At 61.5% G+C, this 25,856-nt stretch carries 24 protein-coding genes and 4 pseudogenes; 17 read left to right on the top strand and 11 right to left on the bottom strand.

Translation table 11 applies throughout. The annotated features are described in order from the left end of the window. The first annotated feature begins 569 nt into the window (after positions 1-569). The 8 genes and pseudogenes from A4G99_RS01830 to A4G99_RS28450 all read left to right on the top strand — a co-directional run bounded on the left by A4G99_RS01830 (position 570) and on the right by A4G99_RS28450 (position 7,089). Complete coding sequence (locus tag A4G99_RS01830) at positions 570-1,340, top strand: IclR family transcriptional regulator (protein WP_066138739.1); 771 nt, start codon at positions 570-572, stop codon at positions 1,338-1,340. Between the two features lie 105 nt (positions 1,341-1,445). Continuing rightward, on the top strand, positions 1,446-2,444 hold the full coding sequence (locus A4G99_RS01825) for a tripartite tricarboxylate transporter substrate binding protein (RefSeq protein ID WP_223301571.1): 999 nt from the start codon (positions 1,446-1,448) through the stop codon (positions 2,442-2,444). A 19-nt stretch (positions 2,445-2,463) separates the two neighbouring features. Further along, positions 2,464-3,630, top strand: a complete 1,167-nt coding sequence (locus tag A4G99_RS01820) for an FAD-dependent oxidoreductase (RefSeq protein WP_223301570.1) — start codon at positions 2,464-2,466, stop codon at positions 3,628-3,630. Then, on the top strand, positions 3,567-3,875 hold the full coding sequence (locus tag A4G99_RS26540; RefSeq protein ID WP_223301569.1) for an FAD-binding protein: 309 nt from the start codon (positions 3,567-3,569) through the stop codon (positions 3,873-3,875). The genes A4G99_RS01820 and A4G99_RS26540 overlap by 64 nt, the downstream gene beginning before the upstream one ends. Further along, complete coding sequence (locus tag A4G99_RS01815; protein ID WP_066138733.1) at positions 3,872-4,405, top strand: tripartite tricarboxylate transporter TctB family protein; 534 nt, start codon at positions 3,872-3,874, stop codon at positions 4,403-4,405. Before A4G99_RS26540 ends, A4G99_RS01815 begins: the two co-directional genes overlap by 4 nt. Further along, positions 4,405-5,911, top strand: a pseudogene (locus tag A4G99_RS01810) (tripartite tricarboxylate transporter permease). The gene A4G99_RS01815 and the pseudogene A4G99_RS01810 overlap by 1 nt, the downstream one beginning before the upstream one ends. Positions 5,912-5,947: 36 nt before the next feature. Next, on the top strand, positions 5,948-6,967 hold the full coding sequence (locus A4G99_RS01805; protein ID WP_223301568.1) for a PrpF domain-containing protein: 1,020 nt from the start codon (positions 5,948-5,950) through the stop codon (positions 6,965-6,967). Then, the gene (locus A4G99_RS28450) at positions 6,964-7,089 is read left to right on the top strand and encodes a hypothetical protein (RefSeq protein ID WP_255358971.1); all 126 of its coding nucleotides are present in this window, start codon (positions 6,964-6,966) and stop codon (positions 7,087-7,089) included. The genes A4G99_RS01805 and A4G99_RS28450 overlap by 4 nt, the downstream gene beginning before the upstream one ends. An 18-nt stretch (positions 7,090-7,107) precedes the next feature. Here the strand turns inward: A4G99_RS28450 and A4G99_RS01800 are convergent, their stop codons facing one another. From A4G99_RS01800 to A4G99_RS01790, 3 genes are all read right to left on the bottom strand, one after another. Further along, a complete protein-coding gene (locus A4G99_RS01800; RefSeq protein WP_066138730.1) occupies positions 7,108-7,533 on the bottom strand; it encodes an OsmC family protein in 426 nt (141 codons plus the stop codon). 717 nt (positions 7,534-8,250) lie between these two features. Beyond that, the gene (locus tag A4G99_RS01795) at positions 8,251-9,066 is read right to left on the bottom strand and encodes an IclR family transcriptional regulator (RefSeq protein WP_066138727.1); all 816 of its coding nucleotides are present in this window, start codon (positions 9,064-9,066) and stop codon (positions 8,251-8,253) included. 534 nt (positions 9,067-9,600) lie between these two features. Then, on the bottom strand, positions 9,601-10,845 hold the full coding sequence (locus A4G99_RS01790) for a Zn-dependent hydrolase (protein ID WP_223301567.1): 1,245 nt from the start codon (positions 10,843-10,845) through the stop codon (positions 9,601-9,603). Between the two features lie 230 nt (positions 10,846-11,075). Here A4G99_RS01790 and A4G99_RS29675 point away from each other — a divergent pair. The 6 genes and pseudogenes from A4G99_RS29675 to A4G99_RS01765 all read left to right on the top strand — a co-directional run bounded on the left by A4G99_RS29675 (position 11,076) and on the right by A4G99_RS01765 (position 17,777). Beyond that, a pseudogene (locus tag A4G99_RS29675) lies at positions 11,076-12,703 on the top strand (ABC transporter substrate-binding protein). Between the two features lie 14 nt (positions 12,704-12,717). Beyond that, positions 12,718-13,677: an ABC transporter permease gene (locus tag A4G99_RS01780; protein WP_066138724.1), complete on the top strand. Its 960-nt coding sequence runs from the start codon at positions 12,718-12,720 to the stop codon at positions 13,675-13,677. Beyond that, positions 13,677-14,564 carry an ABC transporter permease gene (locus tag A4G99_RS01775; RefSeq protein WP_066138722.1) on the top strand — a complete coding sequence of 296 codons (888 nt, stop codon included), beginning with the start codon at positions 13,677-13,679 and terminating at the stop codon, positions 14,562-14,564. Before A4G99_RS01780 ends, A4G99_RS01775 begins: the two co-directional genes overlap by 1 nt. Next, positions 14,561-15,643: an ABC transporter ATP-binding protein gene (locus A4G99_RS26535; protein ID WP_223301565.1), complete on the top strand. Its 1,083-nt coding sequence runs from the start codon at positions 14,561-14,563 to the stop codon at positions 15,641-15,643. Before A4G99_RS01775 ends, A4G99_RS26535 begins: the two co-directional genes overlap by 4 nt. Next, positions 15,640-16,701 (top strand): ABC transporter ATP-binding protein, encoded by a 1,062-nt coding sequence (locus A4G99_RS26530; RefSeq protein ID WP_223301564.1) that lies wholly within the window; start codon positions 15,640-15,642, stop codon positions 16,699-16,701. The genes A4G99_RS26535 and A4G99_RS26530 overlap by 4 nt, the downstream gene beginning before the upstream one ends. A 314-nt stretch (positions 16,702-17,015) precedes the next feature. Next, positions 17,016-17,777 (top strand): IclR family transcriptional regulator, encoded by a 762-nt coding sequence (locus A4G99_RS01765; protein WP_066138717.1) that lies wholly within the window; start codon positions 17,016-17,018, stop codon positions 17,775-17,777. Positions 17,778-17,813: 36 nt separating this feature from the next. Here A4G99_RS01765 and A4G99_RS01760 read toward each other — a convergent pair whose 3' ends face one another. Further along, complete coding sequence (locus A4G99_RS01760) at positions 17,814-18,968, bottom strand: glycoside hydrolase family 18 protein (protein WP_066138714.1); 1,155 nt, start codon at positions 18,966-18,968, stop codon at positions 17,814-17,816. A 149-nt stretch (positions 18,969-19,117) separates the two neighbouring features. On the opposite strand from A4G99_RS01760, the gene A4G99_RS01755 reads away from it, so the two are divergent. Continuing rightward, positions 19,118-19,918, top strand: coding sequence for a creatininase family protein (locus A4G99_RS01755; protein WP_150123004.1), 801 nt, complete (start codon positions 19,118-19,120; stop codon positions 19,916-19,918). 33 nt (positions 19,919-19,951) lie between these two features. Here the strand turns inward: A4G99_RS01755 and A4G99_RS25600 are convergent, their stop codons facing one another. The 4 genes and pseudogenes from A4G99_RS25600 to A4G99_RS28425 form a co-directional block, all read right to left on the bottom strand. After that, positions 19,952-20,203, bottom strand: coding sequence for a hypothetical protein (locus A4G99_RS25600; RefSeq protein WP_190303661.1), 252 nt, complete (start codon positions 20,201-20,203; stop codon positions 19,952-19,954). A 16-nt stretch (positions 20,204-20,219) separates the two neighbouring features. Beyond that, positions 20,220-20,921, bottom strand: a complete 702-nt coding sequence (locus A4G99_RS28435; protein WP_255358967.1) for a glycoside hydrolase family 3 N-terminal domain-containing protein — start codon at positions 20,919-20,921, stop codon at positions 20,220-20,222. After that, on the bottom strand, positions 20,828-21,583 hold the full coding sequence (locus A4G99_RS28430; RefSeq protein WP_255358966.1) for a glycoside hydrolase family 3 N-terminal domain-containing protein: 756 nt from the start codon (positions 21,581-21,583) through the stop codon (positions 20,828-20,830). Before A4G99_RS28430 ends, A4G99_RS28435 begins: the two co-directional genes overlap by 94 nt. Before the next feature lie 133 nt (positions 21,584-21,716). Continuing rightward, a pseudogene (locus tag A4G99_RS28425) lies at positions 21,717-22,639 on the bottom strand (exo-beta-N-acetylmuramidase NamZ domain-containing protein); the annotation flags it as partial. Between A4G99_RS28425 and A4G99_RS26525 the strand changes: the two are divergent. Then, on the top strand, positions 22,580-22,729 hold the full coding sequence (locus tag A4G99_RS26525; protein WP_223301580.1) for a hypothetical protein: 150 nt from the start codon (positions 22,580-22,582) through the stop codon (positions 22,727-22,729). The pseudogene A4G99_RS28425 and the gene A4G99_RS26525 overlap by 60 nt on opposite strands. 71 nt (positions 22,730-22,800) lie before the next feature. Here A4G99_RS26525 and A4G99_RS26520 read toward each other — a convergent pair whose 3' ends face one another. The 3 genes and pseudogenes from A4G99_RS26520 to A4G99_RS28415 form a co-directional block, all read right to left on the bottom strand. Beyond that, on the bottom strand, positions 22,801-22,980 hold the full coding sequence (locus tag A4G99_RS26520) for a hypothetical protein (RefSeq protein ID WP_223301563.1): 180 nt from the start codon (positions 22,978-22,980) through the stop codon (positions 22,801-22,803). A 165-nt stretch (positions 22,981-23,145) separates the two neighbouring features. Beyond that, positions 23,146-23,973, bottom strand: coding sequence for a hypothetical protein (locus A4G99_RS01740; protein ID WP_223301562.1), 828 nt, complete (start codon positions 23,971-23,973; stop codon positions 23,146-23,148). 53 nt (positions 23,974-24,026) lie between these two features. Further along, a pseudogene (locus tag A4G99_RS28415) lies at positions 24,027-25,021 on the bottom strand (serine hydrolase domain-containing protein). A 146-nt stretch (positions 25,022-25,167) separates the two neighbouring features. Here A4G99_RS28415 and A4G99_RS01730 point away from each other — a divergent pair. After that, positions 25,168-25,848, top strand: coding sequence for an HAD family hydrolase (locus A4G99_RS01730; protein ID WP_066138708.1), 681 nt, complete (start codon positions 25,168-25,170; stop codon positions 25,846-25,848). The last annotated feature ends 8 nt before the right edge of the window (positions 25,849-25,856 follow it).

Here is a 25,856-nt window from a genome sequence, read left to right as displayed (position 1 = left end):
GCGCAGTGGACGACGGGGTTCGACCCTCGTCACCAGTTGCCAAGGTAATATTCCTAAACCATCCTAAAATATATTTTTATAAAAATATTTAAATTCTATATTGTAAGAACTCAATGAAAATATATGTATCAGGAGAGGAGTCGGTTGGACTGCTATCTTCATCCGAATCGGTCATCGACGCGGTAGCGCGCGCGCCATAGTTTCAAACTTTTTCTCTTTAATTTAGATAATAATCTTACAAGATTTACTTGGGATTTTAATTCCGAATCATATTTTATGGAATTATGTTCGCAAACTCCGTTCGGTATCTGTGACGGATTTTCGATCACCATCCGGCGTAACTGGGTCGTATTTCCACAGTTCACAAGCGTATCGAGAAAATATGTTAATAATAGGAGATAATATGCGTATATACCGTGACAAACGGAATCTCACGTCGTCACATATCGTGAACCGTTGGCCGCGTGATTTACGTCGTTTTTCCCGTGTTCGTCCGTGAACGGATACTCCTCGGCGCGATATTGGTCGATTCACAAAACGTAAATAGTCACCCTTGGTAGCTATTCTCCATGGTGGGTGATTCCCCCCCGAGTCGTCCGCTGAAGACCGTCGAGACCGCCGTCGATATCGTCGACGCGATTCAACGGCTAGACGGCGCGGACATCGGGGAACTCGCTCGGGAGTTCGACCTCGCACAGAGCACGATTCATGGCTACGTGAAAACCCTCGAAAACCGCGGCTACCTCACTTTCGAAGACGGGACGTATCACGTCGGGCTAGAATTTCTGAACAAGGGCGGCCACGCTCGCAAACGAAAACGCGAGTACGACTTCATCATCGGAAAACTGGACGACCTGGCCGAACAGACCGGCGAGCGTGTCCAGTTCATCGTCGAGGAAAACGGCCGCGGCTACTACATCCACACGTCCATCGGGGAGAACGCGGTTCACGTCGATGCGCACATCGGAAAGAAAATCCATCTCCACGCGAGTTCGGCGGGCAAGGCAATACTCGCCACCCTCCCGGAGGAACGCGTCGATGCCATCCTCGACCGTTGGGGACTCCCCGTCTACACCCAGCAGACGGTGACGACCCGCGAGGCGCTGTTCGAGGAACTCCGATCCATTCGGGACGCCGGGTACGCGACGAGCGAACAGGAGTCCATCGACGGCCTACGCGCGGTCGGCGCGCCGATACAGGTGGACGGGGACGAAGCCATCGGAGCGATCAGTTTTTCCGGTCCCGCACACCGCTTGACGGGCGAGTGGTTCGAGGACGAGATTCCCAACCTCGTTCTCGGCGTCACGAACGAAATCGAACTGGATCTCAAATACCAGTAATCGGCACGGATCGTCGTTTTACGATATTCGAACTCCCATTTCGCCGACGCCTTGGGTGGTAGAACGTAATTATTAAATATTAGTTCGGGATTGCCGTGCCTGTTGATGACTGGTAACAAGCACCCCATCTCACGGCGGAACTTCTTGGCGGGAGCGGCAGCGAGTAGTGCCCTTCTGGCAGGATGTACAGGTGACAGTGGTGGCTCGTATCCGAGCGAGGATATGCACTACATCGTCCCGTTCAGTCAGGGCGGCGGGACGGACACCTACGCACGCAAGGTCGTCCCCGAAATCGGCAACGAACTCGACGTCAGCGTCGCCATCGAGAACGTCCCCGGGGCGGCGTCGCTGAAGGGTACCGGTGAACTGCTGAAATCGAAATCAGACGGCTACACGTTCGGTGGTTTCAACCCACCGTCGACGCCGATCTCCTACCTCGTCCACGAACCGAGTTGGGACATCACGAAACTCGTCCCGGTGGCGACGTACGCCCGGACGCCGTACGCCGTCTTCGCTCGTCCGGAGCTCGAGATCGAGGGGATGAAGGACTTGGCGAAGCGGTACCGGAGCGGTGACCTCTCGAAGTTCGCCGGACTCGCTCGCGGTGGCATCGTCCACGTCGCGGCGAACGTGATGAAATCGGAGTACGATCTGAAGTACAACCGGTACATCGGCTACGACGGCGGTGGCCCGGCGATCAAAGCGGCCATCTCGGGCGAGGTTCCGGTCGTGGCGACGACGGACACAGCGGCGATGAGCGCCGTCGATTCCGGCAAGTTGGAACCCATCGCTATCCTTTCGAGCGAGGGGAGTAGCGTGTTCAAGGACGCCCCGTCCCCCTCGGACGAGGGGCTGCCGAGCATCGACTACATCGGCCAGTTGACCCGCTGTATGTTCCTCCCGAAGGGAACGGACACGAAAAAGCGCGACAAGGTAGAGGATGCCGTGAAATCGGCGCTGAATCACGACTCGGTTCAGCAGTGGTCGAAGAAGACCGGGAACATCGTGGAGTTCGGCGGCCACGAGAAGGCGAAGAAGGCCCTCAACGACTCCATCGAAACGATTCCGAAGAAGGTCGACCTGAAGAAAATCGCGAGCGAATAACTAACACAGAGATATGGATATGGAATATTCTGAGACACACGATTACGATGTCGCCGTAGTGGGGAGCGGAACTGCCGGACTCGTCGCCGGGCTTCGGGCGGCGGAACTTGGACATTCGGTCGCGGTGCTGGAAAAAGCACCCGAGGAACGACAGGGTGGCCACACCCGCTTTAGCGAATCTTTCCGTGTGCCGTCGGTCGGTACCGACCTCGAAGAGTACGGCTACGAGTTCGCCGTGGACGACTACACGGAGGAGGATTTCTACGACGACATCATGCACCAGACGAGCGGGAAAGCCGACGAGGCGTTGACCACTACTCTCGTCGAGAACGCCGGGGATACCGTCGAGTGGCTGACCGCGGCGGGCGTCGATTGGCAAATGGAACCGCTCGCGGTGGGGTACACCGCCGCCCGAACGTGGTTCGACGGCGAGGAGTACGTCGAAACGCTCACCGCCGCCGCCGAGGACGCTGGTGCGGACTTTTGGTTCGAGACGCAGGCGGCGGCGCTCCACCGCGCACCGACCGGGGAAATCGACGGCATCGGCGCACGGACGCCGGACGGACAGGTCGAGTTCGACGTTGACGCGGTCATTCTCGCGGCGGGCGATTACGGCTCCAACGACGAGAAACGGGTCCGCTACTACGGCCCCGGCTACGACGAGATGAACGTCCTCGGCAGTCGGTACAACACCGGGGAAGCGCTGATGATGGCCGAGTCGGCGGGCGCGAACCTCGTCGGTCAGTGGGGCGGCGCACACATGGCGCTCATCGACGCGGCGTCGCCGGACGTCGAAGGCGGCGCGAACCGCGTCGACGGCTACCAGTACGGCGTCATCCTCAACGACGACGGCGAGCGGTTCGTGGACGAAGGCGAGGACGCCAGAGCCCACACCTACGCCAAGTTCGGCCGGAAAATCTTCGAACAACCGAACCACGTCGCTACATCGTTCTCGACTCGAAGGCCCACGACATGGTGCGGGCGACCGGTCCGTCCGACCCGGTTCGGGCCGACGACTTCGAGGAACTGCTCACGGAAATCGGCTGTGGCGACCCCGAAACCGGAGCCGAGACGATTCGAGCGTTCAACGGCGCGTGTGACCCCGACGAGTTCGAACCGAACGTGTTGGACGGCAACCACACGGACGGCCTGGCGCTCGAAAAGTCGAACTGGGCGATTCCGATAGACGAACCGCCGTACTACGCCTACGCCGTGACCGGCGGCATCACGTTCAGTTTCGGCGGCGTGAAGACCGATACCGACGCGTCCGTCATCGATACCCGTGATACGACGATTTCGGGGCTGTTCGCCGCCGGAAACAGCACCGGCGGGTTGTTCTACGACAACTATCCGGGCGGGACCGCACAGACGAACGCGGCGGTGTACGGCAAGATAGCGGCCGAATCGGCGGACGGGTACATCCGATCATGAGCAACGAGGAACAACCGGGAACTCTCGAACGCAACCCGGCAACGCCGGTCGCGGAGTTCCTTCGCGAAATCGACGGCGGACCGGTGTTCTTCTGGTTCCTCGTCGTCGTCGCCGGATACATGTTCGTGACCGCCGGGCAGTTCTCGTCGTCCGCACAGCTCTTCCCCCGACTAACCGCGGGGACGGTGCTCGTCGCGGGCGCACTCCGATTGGCGGTGACGCAGTTGGACATCGGCGTGGAGCGCAGCGAAGCGGTCGTCCTGAGCGGCGGCCACGACGAATCCGAGGAAGAGGGCGAGGGTGAAACGACGCTCGAATCCATGCTCATCCTCGGCGTCCTCGTCATCGGCTACGTCCTCGGCGGCTTCTTCGTCGGGTTGTTCTGGCCTACGCCGCCCTTCGTCTTCCTGTACCTGCTGTACAAGCGACAACCGCTCTGGCGCACGGCCCTGCTCACGGTCGCCATGACCGCCGTCGCCTACGGCTTCATGACCATCATGAACCTCGACCTCATGACGGGGGGATTCTGATGGCGGATCTCGGGGTTCTCGTCCACGCGACGAAGATCGTGCTCTCGTGGCCGAACATCGGGCTCGTCCTGCTCGGCGTCCTCATCGGCATCATCGGCGGGGCACTGCCGGGCGTCGGCGGTGCGCTCACCGTCGCGATCACGATGCCGTTCACGCTGGGAATGCCGAGTACGACCGCCATCATCTTCCTGATGGGGATCTACAACGGCGTGATGTACGGCGGCAGCATCTCCTCGATCCTGTTCAACGTCCCCGGCGACTCGTCGCCGGCGCGACGACGCTCGAAGGCTATCCGATGACGAAACAGGGTCGTGCCATCGACGCGTTGACGATATCGGCGCTCTCGTCCGGATTGGGCGACCTCTTCGGCTCCATCGTCATCATCCTGCTGATGCCGGTGATGGTGTCGTTGGTACTGATGTTCGGAACACCTGAGTACTTCCTCATCGCCATCTTCGGCCTGTCGCTCATCATCGTCGTCTCGGACGGTTCGTTCCTGAAGGACGTGATGGCGGGCGGGTTCGGCGCGCTCATCGCCACCGTCGGCGTCGCGCCGATGTCGATTTCGGAGCGCTACACGTTCGGTATGCTCGGGCTGTACGACGGCGTCAACTTCGTCGCCGCGCTCATCGGCATCTTCGCCATCTCCGAAATGCTCCGGCTGAGCCTTCGCGACGGGAGCATCTCCCGCGACGGCGACGTGGACGTGAGCGGCAGCGTGATGTCCGGCGTGAGGCAGGTCCTCTCGAAACCGGTCACCCTGCTCAAATCGTCCAGCATCGGCCTGCTGGTCGGGGCGATTCCCGGTTCCGGCGGGTCGGTCTCGACGTTCATCGCGTACGGGGAGGCGAAGCGGTCGAGCAAGAACCCGGACGAGTTCGGCAGCGGTGCCGAGGAAGGCGTCGTCGCGACGGAGTCCGCGAACAACGCGACGGTCAGCGGCGCGTTGATACCGACGTTGACGTTCGGCATTCCGGGTAGTACGACGACCGCGGTGCTCATCGGCGCGCTCATGCTTCACGGAGTGCGCCCCGGACCGGCGCTGTTCGACCAACAGATCGGGCTCACGTACTCCATCTTCGCGACGCTCGTCATCTGTAGCGTCGTCATCATCGTCTTCGGCTTGCTCGTCGTCCGATGGGCGGGGTACATCACGACGGTCAACACTGACCTGATAATCCCGGTCATCATCTGCCTCTCGATTCTGGGGGCCTACTCGCTTCACTCGAACTACATCGACGTGTTCGTGGTGCTCGTGATGGGGTTCGTCGGGTATCTCATGGACGCATACGACTACTCGCTCGTGGCGTTCCTCCTGGGACTCATCCTCGGACCGATCGCCGAGGAGAACCTGTATCGGTCGCTCCAACTGAGCGGCGGGAGTTTCGACATCTTCGTCGCCAACCCGCTCCGCATCGCGCTCGTTCTGATGACCGTTCTCGTCATCGTCGGGCGTACGTGCGACCGCTGTTCGAGCAACTGCAACGACGGGCAACCAGCCAGTAACACCACACCAATTCACCCTTTGACGGATAGAAAATAATGCAGCAAGAGACAATTCACTGTGCGTTAGTACGGGGCGGTACGAGCAAAGGAGTCCTCATCTCCGGCGGCGAACTTCCGGCGGAGAACCACGACGAGGCGATCCTCTCCCTGTTCGGGAGCCACGAGCCACGGCAAGTGGACGGACTCGGCGGTGCGACATCGACGACATCAAAGCTGATGATCGTCTCGCCGAGTTCGCGACCCGACGTGGACGTGGATTACACCTTCGGACAGGTCGGCGTCACGGAACCTCTCATCGACTACGGCGGCAACTGCGGCAACATGACGGCCGGAATCGGGCCGTTCGCCTACGACGAGGGACTGATTCACGCCGAACCGGACGAGGACGGGCGCGTGTCGCTCTCGCTCTACAACACGAACACGGGGACGTTCCTCGAACAGTCGTTTCCGGTGGACGGATCGCGTGCGGTTTCGAACGGGGAGTTCTCCATCGAGGGCGTCCCCGGAACCGGTGCACGGGTCGATACGACGTTCCTCGATCCCGGCGGATCGAAGACCGGGTCGCTGTTCCCGCTCGGCGGACCGACGATCACGCTCGAAACCCCGTTCGAGGACATCGAAGCGACGGTACTGGACGTGACGACGCCCGTCGCGTTCGTACGGGCGCGTGACCTCGGACTCGACGGGACGGAAGGGCCGAAGCGAATCGACACCGACGACGAACTCCTCGAACGGATCGAGCGGATTCGGGCGCACGTCTGTGCGGAACTCGGCCTCGTGGACGACCCCGCCGACGCGGCGGCGGAATCGCCGGGCTACCCGAAACTCGCGTTCGTCTCCGAACCGCAAACCTACGACACCAAAAACGGAATCGTGGAGGCGTGCGGACTCGACCTCACGGCGCGCATCATGAGCATGCAGTACCTCCACCCGATCTACGCCGTGACCGGGGCGGCGTGCACGGCGGCCGCGGCACTGCTCCCCGGCACGATTCCGAACGAAGCCACGGCGGTGAGCGATACCGACGTGACGCTCGGCCATCCGCGCGGACGATGACGGTCTCGGTCGATGCCGAAGCGGAAACCGTTCGGTCGGTGACCGTCTCCCGGACACAACGACGGCTCATGGAAGGAGATGCGTTCTGCACGGTCCCGGAACCGTCCCCGGCCGAAAAATAAGCGAATTGGGGGAGCGAACTACTTCAGCGTCGCGTCGAGCGTGATCTCCGGCCCTGCCAGCGCTTTCGAGACCGGACAGGTTTCCTTCGCTTCGGTGGCGATGTCGTCGAACGTCGCCTCGTCGATGTCCGGAATTTCGGCCTCCAGCGTCAGGTCGATGCGCGGAATCTCGAACCCGCCGCCGTCGGCGCTTTCGAGGTGAACGTCCGCCTCGGTATCGAGGCTGTCTGGCGTGTACCCTTCGCCTTCGAGGAGTGCCGTCAACTGCATCGAGAAACAGCCCGAGTGGGCCGCGCCAATGAGTTCTTCGGGGTTCGTTCCCACCTCGTCCTCGAAACGCGTGGGGAATTTGAACGTCCCCTCGATCTGTCCGCTCTCGGTCTCGAAGTCACCGCTGCCGTCCTTGCCGCCGGTCCACGTCGTCTCTGCTTGTCTTGAGGTCATCTCATCACCGGGTACGGGAAGCTACCGTATGGTACTATTGGCAGCGAACGTAACCGGCGGGCGGCACCCGTTACACAGTCCGGTGGAAGTGATATCGACGAACGTCGAGATTGCTTCTGGACGACAATCTTTCCTGTTCCTCTGATTGGTAAATCAGACTGATGATCACTCGACAGAAAAGTAATGAGACTGATTGAAACCCCGTCCTCGCCAACACCTTTTCTGCGTCGGATACGTTCCGTCCTGAAAGGAATTGGTTCCGAGACTGGAGAACCCGACCGCGATGGATCGGTGAACAGACCGTGTTCACGTCGGAATGATCCTCCCGTGATGTCGTGACGGAGACCGGTCGGAATACACGTCACGATCCGATCCGTGTCGGATACCGTCCCGCCACTTCCGATGTTCCAAATACCGTCCTATGAATGTTCAATGAACGTTCCACCGTTTACTATATATTCTGATAATAACATGGATCGATAGTTACTGTTAATCGACATCGGCTACCGACTTATTCGTGAAAGAAACGTCTCAGTAGTTGACCGAATTCGACCGCTTTCGACGGCCGTATCCACCCCCCTCTCCACGCTGTGCCCGTTTTCCCACCTATCCATCACGCCCCATTACGTCCCTAATTTTGTAATGGTGTTCGTGTCATGCTTTTTTCGTGGCCGTATTCGTAGCAATATCGTTCGAAACACGGGGATCGATTCCGTCTCAGATGAAGTTCGGATGGTCGGATTCCTGCTCGGCCATGTTGATGTTCACCTCGATGACGTTCGCCGCGTTGGTGACTTTTTCGACCATCGTATCGTGATACTCCGCTTCGTTCATTCGATTGGTCGGGCCGGAAACGCTGACCGCCCCGAGAACGCGGTCCTGCCTGTCCAGCACCGGTGCACCGATCGCTTTGAGTCCCTCTATCTCCTCCTCGTCGTTGTAGGCGTATCCGCGCTCTCGAATCTCCTCCAATTCCGCGAGCAGTTCCTCCCGGTCGGTGATCGTGTTCTTCGTCTTGCGAACCAATCCGTAGCGGTCGATGATCCCGTTCACGCGCTCGGTCGGGAGCGATGCGAGGATCGACTTTCCGGTCGCGGAGAAGTGGAGATAATCCGGCTTCTGTAGTTTGTTCGTCTGGTAGTTGCTCCCCACCGCTTTCGCCCCCCTTACTTTGTAGAGGTTCACACTCAGCCCGTGCTGTTCGGTCGCGAGATGGGCGTACTCCCCCGTCTCGTCGGCCAGGCTCTCGATCTCCTCTTTACCGATACTGTACAACTTGTTCTGATTACGAACGTACTCTCCGAGGAGGAGGAACTGCAGCGACAGCGAGTACGTGCTCCCCTCCTGAACGACGAATTTGTTCTCACGAAGCGTCGCGAGATGGTTGTACACGGCACTTTTCGACATATCGAGGTGCTCTGCGAGTTCCGTCACTCCCGCTCCGTTCAACTCCTCCAGCGCTTGTATCACGTCGAACGCTCGCGTCACCGTTTTCAACGTGCGCGACGAGCCCGTTTCCGTTCGATCGGTCATGTGAGATGATACCGAATCCAACCGTAATAGTGTTTGTATATGGTGCACGGTTTTCCGGCGAGCAAAATCGATAGCAGTAAACGACCTTTATCGATATCGATAATTATTGGAATTTCTATATATGCTGTTTCAATCCTCAAATGGCCCGTTTTCCGGTGAATAGATCGCTTCGACATTGGTCAAATCTGTTCTCCATACGTGCAAACCGTTTCTTGACATTCAGGCTTCGAGGCCGTATCTTTTTACAGTATTTCGAACGGACAAATGATATCTCCGGAATTCACGGCTTCTGGGCGCTCTGTAGCCAGCCGCGAATTCATCCGATGTTCTCGATAGGTGCAATCCACTATTCGGGGGTCGGTCGAATTCGGATTCTCCAGCTATCGGATTCGTCCGGTCCGATAGTCCGGCGTGACGAGGATAGCGCTCCCACTGTCTTCGTGAATCGACCGAAAAACCGCCTGAAGATACTGCACGGTATCGGTGCACGTCTCGGCGACGTACGGGACCGTTGTCCGACGAACTGGAACGGGACTATTCGCAGGCGAGTCGCTTCAGCGCACCGCCGAGCACCTGCGTCGCGGCGGCACAATCGTCCCAGTCGGTCCACTCCAACGGGTTGTGGGAAATCCCATCCCGTGACGGGGCAAACAGCAAGCCAGCGTCCGTGACGTTCGCGACGTGCATGGTGTCGTGGGCCGCGCCGGAGTGCAGGTCGAGCGTTTCGATACCCGCGTCGACCCCGGCGGCGCTCAGGGCGGTTCGACAGCGCTCGCTCATCGGTACCGGGTGGCGGTTCCACGGGCGCTCGAACTCGGCGGTCACGGGGCGCTCGGTCTCGATTCGGTCGAGGCTCGTTCTGGCGCGGTCAACGACGTGTTCGATGGACTCCTGTTCGATGTCGCGGACGTCGAGGCTCAGTTCGACGCGTCCCGGGATGACGTTCGGCGCGTTCGGTCGCACGTCGAGTTTACCGACTGTGGCGACTGCCGTGTCCGTCTCCGTTTCGACGTCCGCGGCCGTTTCGATATCGAGAACGAACTCGCTGCTTGCAGCGAGCGCGTCGGATCGGTCCGGCATGAGCGTCGATCCAGCGTGATTCGCCTCGCCGGTAATCCCGACGGCGCAGCGGGAGAGTCCCGTAATCGTGGTTACGACGCCCGCGGGAACGTCCGCCGCTTCGAGGCGCTCGCTCTGTTCGATGTGGAGTTCCAGCCACGCGTGCCACTCGTCGGCCGCGACCCGCCCATCCCCGCGAAAGCCGATGCCGTCGAGGGCGGATTCGAGCGTCACGCCCGTGTCGTCTTCCAGCGAGAGGGCCGTCTCGGAGGGCCATCTCCCCGGCGGCGACCGCCGAACCGAGCAGGCCGCCGTCGAACCGTTGGCCCTCCTCCTCGGTGAAACAGACGACGTCGTCCGGACGGTCGGTTCGATTCCCGTATCCTGCATCGCTCGGACGCTCTCCAACGCCGCGTACACGCCGAGCGGACCGTCGAAGATGCCTCCTTCCGGCACCGAATCGAGGTGGCTCCCGGCGGCGACCGGTGCGGCGTCCGGATCGGCGCTTTCGGGCGTCCATCGGCCGACGATGTTTCCGACGCGGTCGATGCGAACGGCGAGTCCAGCGTCCCGCAACCGCTCGCAGAAGTACTCTCGTGCGTTTCTATCCGCCTCCGTTCCAGTGAGGACCGTCCGACTGTGGCCCTTCTCGACTGCGACCGATCCGAACGCCGCGTTGGTTTCGATATCACTCCGCAGTCGGTCCTCGCTTACTTGCATGCCTCCCCCGAGAGTTGTCCAACCCTCCTATTTGATTGTTTCTCAAACTGATACCGAACGTATATATTCCGTGATTTATCACCCCCTTCATCGTGCGTGACTGGACGATTCCGAATTCCAACGCCGTTTCCACCGTCGTCCAGACCGATATCGGTCCGCCTTTTTCACGTTTCAACTAAATATCCGCGTAATGCACAACATTTATGACGGGTAACTGAGTTCGATATTCTATGCCAAGCGATAGCAATAGCCGCGATGTTGTTGAAAATAGCGACACGGCCGGAAACGGACGCGTCGACCGCCGAGCATTCCTCGCCGCGACGGCGGCCGGCGTTCCGGTCGCGCTCGCGGGATGTCTCGGAGGGAACGATTCCGGCGGGTCGGACGGCAGTGGCGGAGGCGACGGAAGCCCGAAATCCGGTGGAACGCTCCAGTGGGGCGGTGCTGTCCCGGTGCAGGGACTCGACCCGCACCTCGAAAGTGCCGCCGCGACCAACCGCGTGCTCGAAAACATCACCGAACCGCTCATTCGGTTGGCTCCGGACTACTCGCTCAAGCCCCATCTGGCGAAGAAGTGGACGACGTCCGACGACAATACCAAACTGGAGTTCACGCTCCAAAAGGGTGTGAAGTTCCACAACGGCGACGAGATGACGTCCAAGGACGTGCTCGCGACCTTCGATCGGATCTCCAACGGCGATTACCTCGCCACCGGCTTCTTCGACTTCGTGGACTCGATGAAGAACCCGGACGATCAAACCTTCGTCATCCAACTGTCCGAACCGTTCGCGCCGTTCCTCTCGCGGATGTCTACCGGTGAGATGCACATCGTCCCCGAGAAACAGGCGAAGAAGAAAAAGATCAATGCACCCATCGGGACGGGCCGTACCAGTACGACAGTCGCGAGGTCGAAACCTCGTTCACGATGACGAAGTTCGACGACTACTGGAACGCCAGCGACGAGAACGGCCCGTTCCTCGACAAGATCGTCAAGAGCGAGATCAAGGACCCCGACGTGCGCCTTCAGTCGTTCCGTGCGGGTGAGTACGACTTCATCAACGGCGTCCCGCCGAAGGACGTCGAGTCGCTCAAAAACGACTCGTCCGTCCGCTTCGAAAAGCAGTTCCCGAAGGCGCTGGTCTACCTCGGACTGAACTGCAACAAGAAGCCGTTCAACAACAAACACGCCCGTCTCGCGCTCGATTACGCGCTCGACAAGGAGAAAATCGCCGAGGCCGCGCTGTACGGCACCGGTAAGACGACCGCGACTCCGGCGGCACCCGGCAGTCCGTGGGTCGACAAGGACATCAAACCGCGTCCGCGCGACCTCGACAAGGCCAAGGAACACCTGAAGAAGGCGGGAATGTCCGACGGCTTTTCGGTTTCGTTCAAGATTCCGCAGTCCTACCCGACGCAGGTGCAGGGGGCGAAAGTCATCTCCGACCAGGCATCCGACGCCGGAATCAACCTCAACATCCAGAAGATCACGTGGAGCACGTGGCTTTCGGACGTGTACAGCAAGCAGAACTTCGAGGCGACGACCAGTTCGTACCTCGCGCTGACGTACCCGGACGTCTCGTTCTACAAGTTCCTCCACCCGAAGGGAGCGTTCTACTTCACCGGTTGGAACAACAGCGAGTACAACAAACTGGTCGAGAAGGCACGGCACATGTACGACGAGGACAAGCGTGCTAACCTGTACAAGAAAGCGACCAAAATCTTCCACGAGGACCGCGCGGGTCACCTCCTGCTCTGGTGGCAGGCGAACCTGTACGCCGGTTCGAAGAAGTACAAGGGTAAGATCGGAACAGCCGACGGTTCGACGCTCCGATTCGAAGACAACTGGTTGGACGAATAAGATGGAGGGACACCATGTCGATGTCTGATTATCTACTGCGGCGGTTGGGGTTCATGGTGTTAACCCTCCTGTTCGTGACGCTGATAACGTTCGTCGTGACGACGATCCTGCCCGGAAACGTCGCGTTGCTCATCCTCGGGCCGAACGCGACTGACAAGTCCATCCACGCGCTGCAAGCCCAGATGGGCCTCGATAAGCCCCTGTACGTCCAGTACATCGACTGGGTGCTCGGGCTTCTGCAGGGCGATATGGGGACGTCGCTCCGGTTCGGTGACCCGGTCATCTCGCTCATCGCGGAGAAGTTGCCGCGGTCGCTCCTGCTCGCCGGTGCGGCGACGGTCATCGCGGTCGTTCTGGCGCTGCCGCTCGGCGTCATCGCCGCGGTGAAACAGAACGACATGCCGGACCTGTTGGCGTCGATGTTCGGTTTCATCGGCGTGTCGATTCCGATCTTCCTGTGGGGACTGGTGTTCATCCTCGTCTTCGCCGTCTGGCTGAACGTCCTCCCGACCGGCGGATACGTCCCGCCGAGCGAGGACCCGGTGGGAACGCTGACTCACCTCATCCTCCCGGCGTCGGCGATGGGATTCGCACTCACCGCGTACATCATGCGGATGACCCGGTCGTCGATGCTCGAAGTGATGTCCGAGGAGTACATCAAGCTGGCTCGGTCCAAGGGGATGACCCAGCGGGTCATCGTTCTCAAACACGCGCTTCGGAACGCCATCATCCCGGTCATCACGGTCATCGCGTTTCAGTTCAGCTACGCCTTCGGCGGCGTCGTCGTGCTCGAACAGGTGTTCTACTGGCCGGGCATCGGCAAACTGATGCTGACCGCCATCCAGAGCCGCGACATCCCGCTGTTGCAGGGTTGTATCCTGGTCGTCGCGGTGATGTACATGCTCTCGAACCTCGCCGCGGACATCCTCTACGGCTACTTCGATCCGCGGATTCGCTACGGGGGGAGTGAATAATGGCGACCTCGACGTCGAACTCGACGACTACCTCCGCGCGAAAGGAACGGTTCGAGCGGTTCGCCAGGCAGTTCAGGAACAACACCAAGGCCATGATCGGTCTCGTCATCGTGGTCGCGCTCATCATGGTCGCGATTTTCGCGCCGGTCATCGCACCGTATTCGATTTCACACACGTCCGTCGCCGACCGCACACAATCGCCGTCGGTCGACCATCCGTTCGGAACCGACGACCTCGGTCGGGACATCTTCAGCCGCGTCGTGATGGGAAGCCGTATCTCGCTGAAGGTCGGCTTCGGTGCCATCACCGGCGCGCTCCTGATCGGGACGGTAATCGGACTCGTCTCCGGTTTCTACGGCGGGATCATCGATGAACTGCTGATGCGGTTCATGGACGCCGCGATGTCCTTCCCGCCCATTCTCCTCGCACTGACCTTGTTGGTCGTTCTCGGGCCGGAACTCGACAACGTCATCATCGCGTTGGCGTTCGTGTACACGCCGTACATCGCCCGCGTCGCCCGGAGCGCGACGTTGTCCGAGCGAAACGAGGCGTACGTCGAGGCGGCTATCGCCCGCGGGGAGAGCAACCCATACATCATCTTCAGCGAGGTGTTACCGAACTGTTCGGCCCCGCTGCTCGTGCAGGGGTCGCTGAACATCGCCTTCGCGATGCTGGCGGAAGCGAGCCTGTCGTTTTTGGGACTCGGTGCACAGCCACCGACGCCCTCGTGGGGACTGATGATCAACAACGGGAGCGGCTTCATGCAGACCGCGCCGTGGATCATCATCTTCCCCGGTATCGCCATCGCCGTCACCGTCATCGGGTTCAACCTGCTCGGTGACGGCCTCAGAGACGTTCTCGACCCCAAGGTGGATTCGATAGAATGAACCGAGAAAACACGGACGGCGGACGGCAACCCCTCCTCGAAGTTCGCGACCTCAGGACGGAGTTCCTCACGGAGGACGGGGCGGTCGTCGCCGCAAACGACGTATCGTTCGCCCTCGATGCTGGCGAGACGATGGGTTTGGTCGGGGAGAGCGGTGCCGGAAAAAGCGTCACCGCGCGTTCCCTGCTCCAACTCATCGATACGCCCGGCGAAATCACCGGCGGCGAAGTTCTCTTCGACGGCGAGAACCTGCTCTCGCTCTCCGAGAAGGAGATGCGCGCTGTTCGCGGGAACAAAGTCGCGCTCATTCCGCAGGACCCGATGTCGTCGCTCAACCCGGTGCTCACGGTCGGCGAACAGATCGTGGAGACGATCATGCACCACCAGGACAAGGACCGACCGGCGGCGCGCGAGCAGGCCATCGAGGTGATGCGGGACGTCGAGATTCCGGATGCGGCGGAGCGGTTCGACGACTATCCCCACGAGTTCTCCGGCGGGATGCGCCAACGCGTCCTCATCGCGATCGGACTCTCCTGTAAGCCGGACCTGATCATCGCGGACGAGCCGACGACGGCGCTCGACGTGACGACCCAGGCGAAGATCCTTGACCTGCTGAACGACCTACAGGACGAGAAGGGGATGGCCATCCTGATGATCACGCACAATCTCGGCGTCGTCGCCCAGACGTGCGATCACGTCGGGGTGATGTACGCGGGCAACCTCGTCGAGACCGCGGAACTCGACGACCTGTTCGAGAACCCGCGCCATCCGTACACGCGCGGCTTGATCGATTCGATTCCCCAAGCGGACGTACAGTACGACGAACTCCCGACGCTCGACGGGGCGATGCCGGACCTCACCGACTTGCCGCAGGGATGTAACTTCGCGCCGCGCTGTGCGTACGCGACCGAGGCGTGTCGAACCGGCGGGAACCCCGAACTCGCTCCGGTCGAAGGGACGACCTCGCGTGCGGCGTGTATCCACGCGAACGACCTCGATCTGAGTCAGGGATACGAAGCCGAGGAGTCGGGACACGAACGCAAGCAATCGACCGCAGCGGCGAGCCGCTGTTCGCGGTGAAGAACCTGAAGAAGCATTTCCCCGCCGGGGACGGTTTCTTGGGTAACCTCACGTTTTCGCGGTCCGACGGCGGTCTCCCGACGCTCGAACGACAGGCCGTCAAAGCCGTCGACGGCATCGATTTCGACATTTACGAGGGCGAGACGGTGGGGCTCGTCGGCGAGAGCGGTTGTGGCAAATCGACGGTCGCACGCACCGCGTTGAAGCTCCTCGAACCCACCGACGGTGAGGTGTACTTCGAAGGTGAACCCATCCACGAGATGGGGAGTTCGGAAATCCGGAGCCTGCGCCGCGAGATGCAGATGATCTTCCAGGACCCGCAGTCCTCGCTCAACCCGCGAAAGACGGTGGGCCAGATAATCGGGCGCGCGATGGAGAAACACGACATCGCGACCGGCAAGGAAAAGCGGGAGCGAACCCGCGAGTTGCTGACGCGCGTCGGTCTCTCGCCGGATTCCATCCACAAGTACCCCCACCAGTTCTCCGGCGGACAACAACAGCGCATCGCCATCGCGCACGCGCTCGCCGTCGAACCGAAGCTCATCGTCTGTGACGAACCGGTTTCGGCGCTCGACGTCTCCGTTCAGGCACAGATACTGAACCTGCTGAACGAGATTCAGGACGAGTACGGTCTCTCGTACCTGTTCATCTCGCACAACATCGGCGTCGTGCAGCACATCTGTGACCGCATCGTGGTGATGTATCTCGGGAAGGTCGCCGAGGTAGGCACCGTGGAACAGGTCTTCTCGGCCCCGTTCCACCCCTACACCGAGAGCCTCCTCTCGGCGGTGCCCCACGCGGACCCGGAACTGAAGAGCAACCGCATCCTGCTCGAAGGAAGCGTTCCGAGTCCGCTGAACCCGCCGTCGGGCTGTCCGTTCCAGACCCGCTGTCCGAAGAAGATCGGGGAAGCCTGCGAGCAGACTGAACCCGTCTTGGAGGAAACGGAACCCGGTTCCGGCCATCGGATTTCGTGTCTCCTGTCGGTCGAGGAGATGAGCGAACGCCGGTCGGTCGGCGAACCGGTCGAATCGAATCCCAGCGAACGGGTTCAGTAACTCCAGCGGCTCTCCGGACGTTCTTGTTTTCGACTCGTTCCACGATGGGATGGTCTTCAGTCGAGTACCGACGGGTCCAGCGCCGGACGAAAAAACCTAATTCTGACATATTCTATTATTGTCGCGTAAACAACTTCAATGATTTAAATGGGGGTGGTTAATAGGATTCCGGTCGTCATCGCGAATCGAGGGGGGCGTCAGCGGTCAGGATGGGTTCGAAAACATTGCTGAAAATCAAGGAAATCGATCTGGCACGTCCGTTTCGAAGGAAATTATATAGTGGTCCTCCGGGAAACGAAGAAGCGTAGAGGGCAATGACCCGAGAATCACCGACTCCCGTGAGGACGACCGCGCGTTCGTTCGACATCATCGAGACACTGCGCGAACTCGACGGTGCCCGTCTCACCGAGGTTTCCGCCCATCTCGACCTCCCGGACAGCACGGTCCACAATCACCTCCGGACGCTCGTGCAGCGGGGCTACGTCGTCAGGGACGACAACACCTACTACGTGAGTCTCCAGTTCCTCGACTTCGGGGAGTACGCCCGCTCGCGGCGCAAGGTGTACGAACTCGCCAAATCGGAGATCGATAAACTGGCCGACGAGACCGAAGAGTCCGCGAACTTGCTCGTGGAGGAGGGCGGCCGCGGCGTGTACATTTACAACGCACGCGGCGGCGACGCCATTCCGCTCGATACCCATCCCGGAAAACGCGTCCCGCTCCACGCGACCGCGCTGGGGAAGGCGGTCCTCGCGTACCTGCCGGAGAGCAGGGTGGACGAAATTTTCGACCGACTGGGGTTGCCCGCCGAAACGCCGAAGACGATCACCGACCGCGAGGAACTCCGCGCCGAACTGGAGAACGTCCGCGAGAACGGGCGCGCGGTCGACGACGAGGAACGCGTGCCCGGCATCAGATGCGTGGCGGTCGCCATCAAAAACGAGAACGGCCAAGTCATCGGTGCTATCAGCGTCTCCGGTCCGACGAGCAGGATCGATGCCGACCCCGACGGTCCGCTCCTCGACGACCTCCTCAGGGCGAAGAACATCATCGAGTTGAAACTCGCACACGCGTGAGAAAGTCCGAAGACGAAGAACCGAAACGAAACCCGACTACGGGTTCATCTTGTCGTGCATCGTCGAGACGAGAGTATTGCTCGCGTCCTGCGAAAGCTCCCAGCACATCGTCCCGCCGTAACCGTTGTTCTTCGCGAACTCCGATTTGTTTCCGATCGACGCCGCATCGTCGTAGGAGACGAACGTGTTTTCTGCCGCGGAATAGAGCCACGGAACCTGAGCGGTCGAATGCCAGTGGTACACGTAGTCCGACTGCGGTTTGATGTTCTGTTGGATGTCGAAATAGGTCACCGAACTCGAAGAGTCGAACGAGTTGAACAGTCCGTCGTCGTCCGACGCGACGCCCGAATACGACCGTCCGTAGAACGGCATTCCCATGACGAGTTTGTCCTTCGCGATTGGCTTCCCCGCCCAATACTGCATGTGGTGTTTGACGTCGAACTCCGACGACGACTTCGGGGCCAAAAACGGCGCGTTGAAGTTGGTCTCGCTGCTCCAGTCCCCGTGATAGTCGTAGGTCATGACGTTGACGTGGTCGAGGTAGTCGCTGATGGTTCCCACCTCGTAGGCGTCGTCCACGACGTTCGGGTTCGGGGACGCCGCGATAGAGAGGTGCGTCCACGTGCCGAATCGCGCGTCGAGTTCGTCCCGACACGCCTTCAGGAGGAGCGAGAAGTTGTGCGGGTCGGCGGACCGAACCGACCCGTCCGGGTACTCCCAATCGAGATCGAGACCGTCGAACTGGTACTCCTCCATGATATCGACGGCCGTCTTCGCGAACCGCTGGCGTCGCGTCGCCGTCGATGCGGCGTCCGAGAACGTCCCCGAGTACCATCCGGCGCTGATGGAGAGCATGAACACCGTGTTCGTGTCGTCGTACGTCGCCAGTTCGTCCAGCAGATCCGTGTCCGACGAACTACCGACGCTGACCGTCCCGTCCGACGCCACGTCGAGGAAGGCGAAGTTCAAGTGCGTGAGTTCGTCGAACGGAACGTCCGAAGGCGTGTAACTCCCCGCATACGAGGGATAGTACCCGACGACGCGATTGCCGCCACTCGCCGCCTCGGCCCCGCTAGCGGCGAGCGCGCCCGCCGTGACCATCGCGCCGGTTCCTTTGAGGAACGTTCGCCTCGACGCGTTCGTCGTCAGTTCCCGTTCGATTCCATCGAACCTCCGCTTTTCTCCCGCCATACCCGATCATAGAGCTATAGAACAATAAAATTTATTTCTATATCTTTGAATTTTAATTCCGGTCGCCGCTCGACAGACTCGTCACGGCGTCGCCGTTCCGTCTTGACGGAACCCAAACCGTTATACGGCCGATACGAGCAGTGTATCCCATGACTGCAGCGATGCGTCTCTCCCCCGTCGCGTGGGCGGCGAAGACTCGACGCGAAATCCGCGATGTCGGCGCGGCCGATGGGTCGGTCGTCGTCGTCCCCGTCGGCAGTATCGAACAGCACGGCCACCACCTCCCAGTCGCCACCGACACGCTGTTGGCCGACGCGGTTGCCCACGAGGGCGCGGAGCGCGCCGCGGAGGACGTCCCGCTCCTCGTCACGCCGCCGGTGTGGTCGGGCTTTTCGCCCCACCACCTCTCGCTCGGGGGCACCATCTCGCTCGAACTGGACGACCTGCTCGACCTGCTCGCCGACGTGGCCGACACCGCGCTCGAAAACGGCTTCGACGGTATTTGCTTCGTCAACGGCCACGGCGGCAATGGCAACGCCATCGGAAGCGCCGTCAGCATCGTCGGCAAGGAACACGAAGGGGTGGAGGTCGCCGGACTGACCTACTTCCAACTCGCCGAACCGTTCATCGACGAGGTTCGGGAGAGCGACGTCGGCGGGATGTCCCACGGCGGCGAGTTCGAAACGTCGCTCATGCGCCATCTGTACCCCGAACTCGTGAAGATGGACGAGGCCGACGCCGAATACTTGGACGAACCGTACGACCGCGGGATACAGGACCTCCACGTCGGCGGCCCGCTCTCGACCTACCGCCCGTTCGAGGAGTACTCCGATTCGGGAGCCATCGGGGACCCGAAACTGGCCACCGCGAAAAAGGGCGAGGAACTCCTCGACAGGTTGGGCGACGAGGTGGCCGACGTGTTTCGAAACGTTTCCGAGCAGGCGCAGTAACGACCGTTTATGGTTCCTCGACGCCCGGAATCGTCACCGGAAGCTGACCGGTAAACTCGCCGCGGCCGACCAGCAGGTCGGCCACGGGCGCGAGCGAGGCGGCGTGTCGTCGTACGTCGTCAGGTACGTCCCGACGTCCGGCATCGTCGAGAGGTCGTACGGGTTCCGCGTTGCGACGACGATTGGGTTCGCGCCCGCCGCGACCAGGTCGTGAACGGCGTCGGCCTGTTCGGGATTCGAGGCCGCGTCGGACGTACGGATCACCGTCGGGCGGTCAGCGTCCACGGATTCTCCGGGTGATTCACCAACCCCGAGAACGGTACTGTCCACCGTCAGGCCCACATCCGAAAGTGCCGAGGCGAACTCGCCGCCGCTGTCGTGGGACTCCTCGGCGATGGTCCCGTCGCCACCTTCGAACTCGTAGACCGAGACGCGGTCGCCCGTGGAAAGCGGGAGCGAGTCCGCGTCGTCGCGACGAGCGACGCGCCGCGCTCCGCGACGGTCCGGGCGACCGTTTGACAGTCGGCGGCCGCGGTCTCCCACTCTTCTCGTCGCCGACGTACCCCGCATCGTACGCTCCCTTTGCGTGAAACACCCGCCGAACGGCGGCGGCGTTCCGCTCCTCGGAAATGCGTCCCGATTCGACGGCGTCGATGACGGCGTCGATGGCGGCGTGCTGCTCGCGCGGCGTGTGCGAGACGAATATCTGGTTACACCCCGCTTCGACGGCCTGCACGCACCCTTCCGCAGTACCCACGCCGTCGGCGATGGCGTTCATCTCCATGCAGTCGGTGAGGACGAGGCCGTCGAAGCCGAGTTCCTCCCGAAGGAGTCCCGTGACGACTCTTCGGGAGAGCGTCGCGGGTCGCTCCGCGTCCTCCGTGATGGTCGGAAACGCGACGTGCGTCGTCATGACCGCCCCGATACCGTCCTCGATGGCCCGCCGGAACGGCAACAGTTCGACCGCGTCGAGGCGCTCCCGGTCGTGGTCGATGACCGGCAAATCGAGGTGGGAATCGACCGCCGTGTCGCCGTGGCCGGGGAAGTGCTTTCCGCAGGTCGACGGACACCGGCGTCCTGAAGCCCGCCCGCGAAGTCGGCACCCAGTTCCGCGACGCGTTCGGGGTGTTCGCCGAACGACCGGACGCCGATGACGGGGTTGTCCGGGTTGTTGTTCACGTCGAGAACCGGCGCGAGGTCGATGTCGATCCCGAGGGAACGCAGTTCCCGTCCGACGGCGTTCCCGGCCTGTGCGGCCAGTTCCGGGTCGTCTGCCGCGCCGAGCGCCATGGCGCTCGGCAGTTCGGTCCCCCACGAGAGGCGTGCGACTCGGCCGCCCTCCTGATCGATGGTGACGAACAGCGGCGGCAGTTCCTCCGGGACGAACCCCTGTAGCGTCCGCGAGAGGGTTCGAACCTGTTCGGGCGATTCGACGTTACGGCTGAAGTAGATGATACCGCCGAGATTCCGTTCGGCGACGAGTTCCTCGATTTCCCCGGTCGGCGTGAGACCGTCGAATCCCGCGACGAACAGTTGGCCGACCTTCTCCTCCAGCGAGAGGGCCGCGACCGCCGATTCCAGTCCGGTGACGTTCGATGGCGGATTCGTCGATGTCGATGCTGATGACGATGTCGGTGATTCCGGTTCGCTTGGTGCGCTCGTCATGGCTATCAGTACCGCAGGTACTCGGCCCGTGCGTCGAGGAACTCGGCGCGTCGTCCTCCCAACTGCTCACGATGGTTTCGGCGATTTCGCGAGGGTCGGTCGATCCGTCCGCGTCGTCGATCGTCTCCCGGAGATAGCTTCCGCCCGCCAACTTGTCGATGAAGTACTCGTCGTCGTAGGCGATCCACTCGGGATCGTCGTACGTCGTGAACGCCGAGGCGAGCACCGTCAGGCCCACCATCACGGGATCGACGGTGTCCCGGTCGAGGACGTGAATCTGCACGCCATTGACGTTCTCGGCGTTCGTGTTTGGAGAACGTCGGCGAGAAGTACGCCGGTCGGAAGGCGACGCCGTCCAGGTCCTGACTCGACAGTTCCGACGCCCACTCGTCCCCGTCGATCCACGGCGCGCCGACGAGTTCGAACGGCTTCGTCGTTCCGCGCCCTTCCGAGAGGGTCGTCCCCTCGAAGAAACACATTCCGGGGTACAGCGTCGCGGTTCCCGGCGTCGGCATGTTGGGCGAGGGGTACACCCATGGGAGGTCGGTGTCCGAGAACCAATCCGACCGCGACCAGTCGCGCATTTCGACGACTTCCACGTCCGCACCCATGTCGAACTCGCCGTTGAAGTACGTCGCCAACTCGCCGACCGTCAACCCGTGGACGATGGGCAGTTCGTAGCCGCCGACGAACGAGGACGTTCGCGTCGATTCGGTTTCCGGTGACCGGGAGCGGAGAGACGGGGTTCGGACGGTCGAGGACGACCATCCGCTTGTCCGCTTCCGCGACTCCCTTGAGCGCGTATCCAAGCGTGTAGATGAGCGTGTAAAACCGACAGCCGACGTCCTGCATGTCGTACACGATGGTGTCGATATCGTCCACCATCTCCGGTTTCAGTCGCCGTTGTTCGCCGTAGAGGCTCTTCACCGGTAATCCCGTTCGGTCGTCGGTGCTGTCTTCGACCTTCACACCGGCCTGCGCGTCGCCGCGCAGGCCGTGCTCCGGCCCGAACAGTTTGCGCAAGTCGAACTCGTCGCGCGCATCGAGGAGGTCTATCGTCGTGTTGAGGTTGCTGTCGGTACCGGACGGGTTCGTGATGAGTCCGAGCCGTTCGCCGTCGACCGTCTCGGGACAATCGTCCAGTAACGTTCTACGCCGAGCGTAACCATATCTTTGGCAATGCGTTATCCCCTTAAAAAACCCCGTGTGAATCGGGACTAGTTCTCCGGCTTGACGACCGCCGCGTTCAGCCAGTCGAGATGGGCCTCACCCATGAGCGCGTGGTTATAAACGTGGAGTTCCTCGCCGAGTTCACCGACCTCTGCGACGAAGGTCCGCCACTCGTCCTCGGAACCGATGACGTCAGGGTCGAGAGTGACTCCGACATCGACCGGCATCTCGACGGAGTCTCGATACCCACGAACTCGCCGCCGGGCGAGGTCCCGGTCGTCCGTGTAACAGAGCGCGATGATTCGGTCGAGATGCGGTCGAATCCGGTCGAGGACGACCCCCGCTGGCCACCCGTCGTTCGGGTCGCGGCCGAGTCCGTCCGCCGTGGTAGGTCAACTCCACGTCGCCGCTGGCCGCCGCGATTCGGGAGAGGAACTCGTCGATGACGACGCGCGGAAGTCGAAGAGGTCCGCGAGCACGGGTTCCTCCTCGGCGAGTTGCGCCAGCGATTCGACCTGCCGTTCCGGTGTTCGGAGAACGTCGCGTACCAGTGACCGGACGACTTCGCGGGCACGGTCGAAATCGACGGCGTGGTCGGCCGCTCGCTCCCGGCAGGCCGAACAGAAACACTGGGAGACCAATAGTTGCTCGTCCGGTCCGCGGACGACCTGGTTCTTCGCGTGACCGAACGTCGAACCATGGGGATGGAAGACGCTCGGGAAACCGATCGATTCGAGGTTGATCGCCGAAATATCGTAGTCGGCCAACGAGCGAACGACGCCTTCGAAGTACGCGTGAACCTCGGGATTCGACGGACAGAACGCGTGTTCGTGGGCGTCGCCGAACGCGCTCTCGACCCGAAAATTCGGGTTCTCCGTCGCGAGTTTCGTATTGTGAAAACAGACGAGCCACGCGTTGACGTCGATTCCGCCGTCGGTCAACCGTTCGACGACGTCCCCGAACGGGTCGGGGTGGCCGTCGATGTCGTTCACGGGCGGATCGATGGGCGTGTCGGCGAATTGCTTCGAGTCAGGTGTGAAATAGCACCCCCCCTCGTACGATTCGAACAGCGTGCCTGAGGAACGCGGATTGAGCGTTCGGATGGAGTGATAGTGCGCGGCGACGTTGACGCCCGTCACGCCCAGTTCGGCGAGTTCACGCCTCGTCTTATCGGGCTGTTGAGAGAGCAGACGCCACGGATAACTCCAGACTGCGACCATACCAGCCAACGTTCGCGCCGTGTATTAAATATTGCCCGGTCGGCGGGGGAAAATCAGTCGAACCGTCCGGCGGCGACCATCGCGTGGAACCGCTCGACGAACCGGATGAGGCCGGTTCCTTTCCCGTCGTACACCTGGTTCGTGAGCAGAATCGCGAACCTGTCGCAGTCGTGGTCGAGCCACAACGACGTTCCGGTGTACCCCGTGTGCCCGAGGCCGACGCGCGACCAGTTCGGCGCGGGGTAGGTCTCGTCGGCGAGTCGCCACCCGAGGCTGTGACGGGTGTCGAGACCGGGCAACCAGTCGTCCTGCATGCGCTCGACGTCGCCGCGGAGAGGAGCGTCCCGTCGGCGGCGAGATACGCCCGTGCGAACCGCGCGAGGTCGTCCACCGTCGTGAACAGCCCCGCGTTTCCGCTTTCCCCGTCCATCGCCCAACCGAGCGGGTCGTGGATTTCGCCGCGGAGTATCCGGTCGCGGTAGTCGTGGTCGTACGTCGCGGCGACGTTTCCGGTATCGGACAGCGGTCCGAGGCTCGAATCTTCCATTCCGACTGGACCGAAGACGTGTCGCTCGGCGAGTTCACCCAACGAGCGCTCGGTCGCGCCCCGCAGTGCCGCGGCCAGATAGACGAAGTTGAGACAGCTGTATTCGTTTCGACTGCCGGGTTCGGCTTCGAGTATCGACCGGTTTTCGAGGCCGTTCAACACGTCCTCGACCGAACTCCACTCCTCGGAGAACGAGTACGGTTGGAACCCGGAACTGTGGGTCACGAGTTCGAGGAGTCGGATTCCGCCGCGTCGATGACCGTCGAGGTTCGGAACGTGTCGCCGGAGTTCGTCCGACAGCGTGATCTCGCCCGCTTCGAGGAGCGAGAGCGTCGTCGTCGCCGTCACGACCGGTTTCGTCAGCGAGGCCACGTCGAACGTCGTCCCGCGCGTCATCGCTTTCCCCCGTTCGGGGTCGCGGTCGCCCACGACCGCTATTCGTTCGATACCGTCCGCCGACCCGATTGCGGCCACCGCGCCGGGATACGTACCCTCGTTCATTCCCCGCGTGAGGGTGGCTTCGAGCGACCCGTCGTCTATCGAGCGTTCCATGGTGCCGGATGAGGGTGGGGCATCGACTTAACCCCTCGGTCCGTGGAAATTCGGTGAATAACCTATTTGTCCTCTCCGCCGCTAGGGAGTACTCAATGACATACGATTCGGTGCTGTTCGACGTTGATGGGGTCCTGTTGGACTTCCATTCGGACCACCCGACGGTCTATCGACAGGCGGTCGAAGCGACGTTCGGCGCGTTCGACGTCTCGCCGTCGGTCGACGACCTGAACGCCTTCATCGCCGGTGCGACGATGGACGAAATGCGACGGGCGTGTGCCCGTCACGACATCGACTTCGAACGGTTCTGGCCGGAGCGAGAGGAGAACGCGTCGGCGCTTCAGTCCGGGATGATGGACCGCGGCGAGCGGGTGCTCTACGACGATAGCTCGGTTCTCTTCGACCTCGCCGACCATCACGACATGGGTCTCGTCAGCAGCAACCAGCACGCGACCATCGAGTACATGGTGGAGCGCTTCGACCTCGCGCACCTGTTCGAGGCGGTGTACGGCCGCGACCCGACCGTCGAGGGGTTCGACCGGACGAAACCGGAGACGTACTACATCGAGAAGGCCATGAACGACCTCGACGTGACCGACGGTCTCTACGTCGGGGACAGCGCGTGTGACGTTCGTGCCGCCCACCGGGCGGGGTTGGATTCGGCCTTCATCCGTCGGGAACACCGGAACGGCTACGAACTCCCGGAGGAACCGACGTACGAAATCGAATCGCTCACCCAACTCCACGACCTACCGGGTGTCGCGGATTCCGCGTAAGGAGCTCT

This window comes from Haladaptatus sp. R4 (assembly GCF_001625445.1).
Lineage (GTDB): Archaea > Halobacteriota > Halobacteria > Halobacteriales > Haladaptataceae > Haladaptatus.
The sequence above is the reverse complement of the archived record's forward strand: the minus strand, read 5'-3'. Positions and strand labels throughout refer to the sequence as shown.

Bases quoted from the DNA above. Each gene is read 5' to 3' on its own strand.
- A4G99_RS01830 (WP_066138739.1), top strand. From the start codon at position 570: ATGGTGGGTGATTCCCCCCCGAGTCGTCCGCTGAAGACCGTCGAGACC.
- A4G99_RS28450 (WP_255358971.1), top strand. From the start codon at position 6,964: ATGACGGTCTCGGTCGATGCCGAAGCGGAAACCGTTCGGTCGGTGACC.
- A4G99_RS01740 (WP_223301562.1), bottom strand. From the start codon at position 23,973: ATGGTCGCAGTCTGGAGTTATCCGTGGCGTCTGCTCTCTCAACAGCCC.
- A4G99_RS01800 (WP_066138730.1), bottom strand. From the start codon at position 7,533: ATGACCTCAAGACAAGCAGAGACGACGTGGACCGGCGGCAAGGACGGC.
- A4G99_RS01790 (WP_223301567.1), bottom strand. From the start codon at position 10,845: ATGCAAGTAAGCGAGGACCGACTGCGGAGTGATATCGAAACCAACGCG.
- A4G99_RS28430 (WP_255358966.1), bottom strand. From the start codon at position 21,583: ATGACGAGCGCACCAAGCGAACCGGAATCACCGACATCGTCATCAGCA.
- A4G99_RS01795 (WP_066138727.1), bottom strand. From the start codon at position 9,066: ATGACCGATCGAACGGAAACGGGCTCGTCGCGCACGTTGAAAACGGTG.
- A4G99_RS26535 (WP_223301565.1), top strand. From the start codon at position 14,561: ATGAACCGAGAAAACACGGACGGCGGACGGCAACCCCTCCTCGAAGTT.
- A4G99_RS01780 (WP_066138724.1), top strand. From the start codon at position 12,718: ATGTCGATGTCTGATTATCTACTGCGGCGGTTGGGGTTCATGGTGTTA.
- A4G99_RS01825 (WP_223301571.1), top strand. From the start codon at position 1,446: ATGACTGGTAACAAGCACCCCATCTCACGGCGGAACTTCTTGGCGGGA.
- A4G99_RS01805 (WP_223301568.1), top strand. From the start codon at position 5,948: ATGCAGCAAGAGACAATTCACTGTGCGTTAGTACGGGGCGGTACGAGC.
- A4G99_RS01760 (WP_066138714.1), bottom strand. From the start codon at position 18,968: ATGGCGGGAGAAAAGCGGAGGTTCGATGGAATCGAACGGGAACTGACG.
- A4G99_RS01730 (WP_066138708.1), top strand. From the start codon at position 25,168: ATGACATACGATTCGGTGCTGTTCGACGTTGATGGGGTCCTGTTGGAC.
- A4G99_RS01755 (WP_150123004.1), top strand. From the start codon at position 19,118: ATGACTGCAGCGATGCGTCTCTCCCCCGTCGCGTGGGCGGCGAAGACT.
- A4G99_RS01775 (WP_066138722.1), top strand. From the start codon at position 13,677: ATGGCGACCTCGACGTCGAACTCGACGACTACCTCCGCGCGAAAGGAA.
- A4G99_RS26520 (WP_223301563.1), bottom strand. From the start codon at position 22,980: ATGCCGGTCGATGTCGGAGTCACTCTCGACCCTGACGTCATCGGTTCC.
- A4G99_RS01765 (WP_066138717.1), top strand. From the start codon at position 17,016: ATGACCCGAGAATCACCGACTCCCGTGAGGACGACCGCGCGTTCGTTC.
- A4G99_RS01815 (WP_066138733.1), top strand. From the start codon at position 3,872: ATGAGCAACGAGGAACAACCGGGAACTCTCGAACGCAACCCGGCAACG.
- A4G99_RS01820 (WP_223301570.1), top strand. From the start codon at position 2,464: ATGGAATATTCTGAGACACACGATTACGATGTCGCCGTAGTGGGGAGC.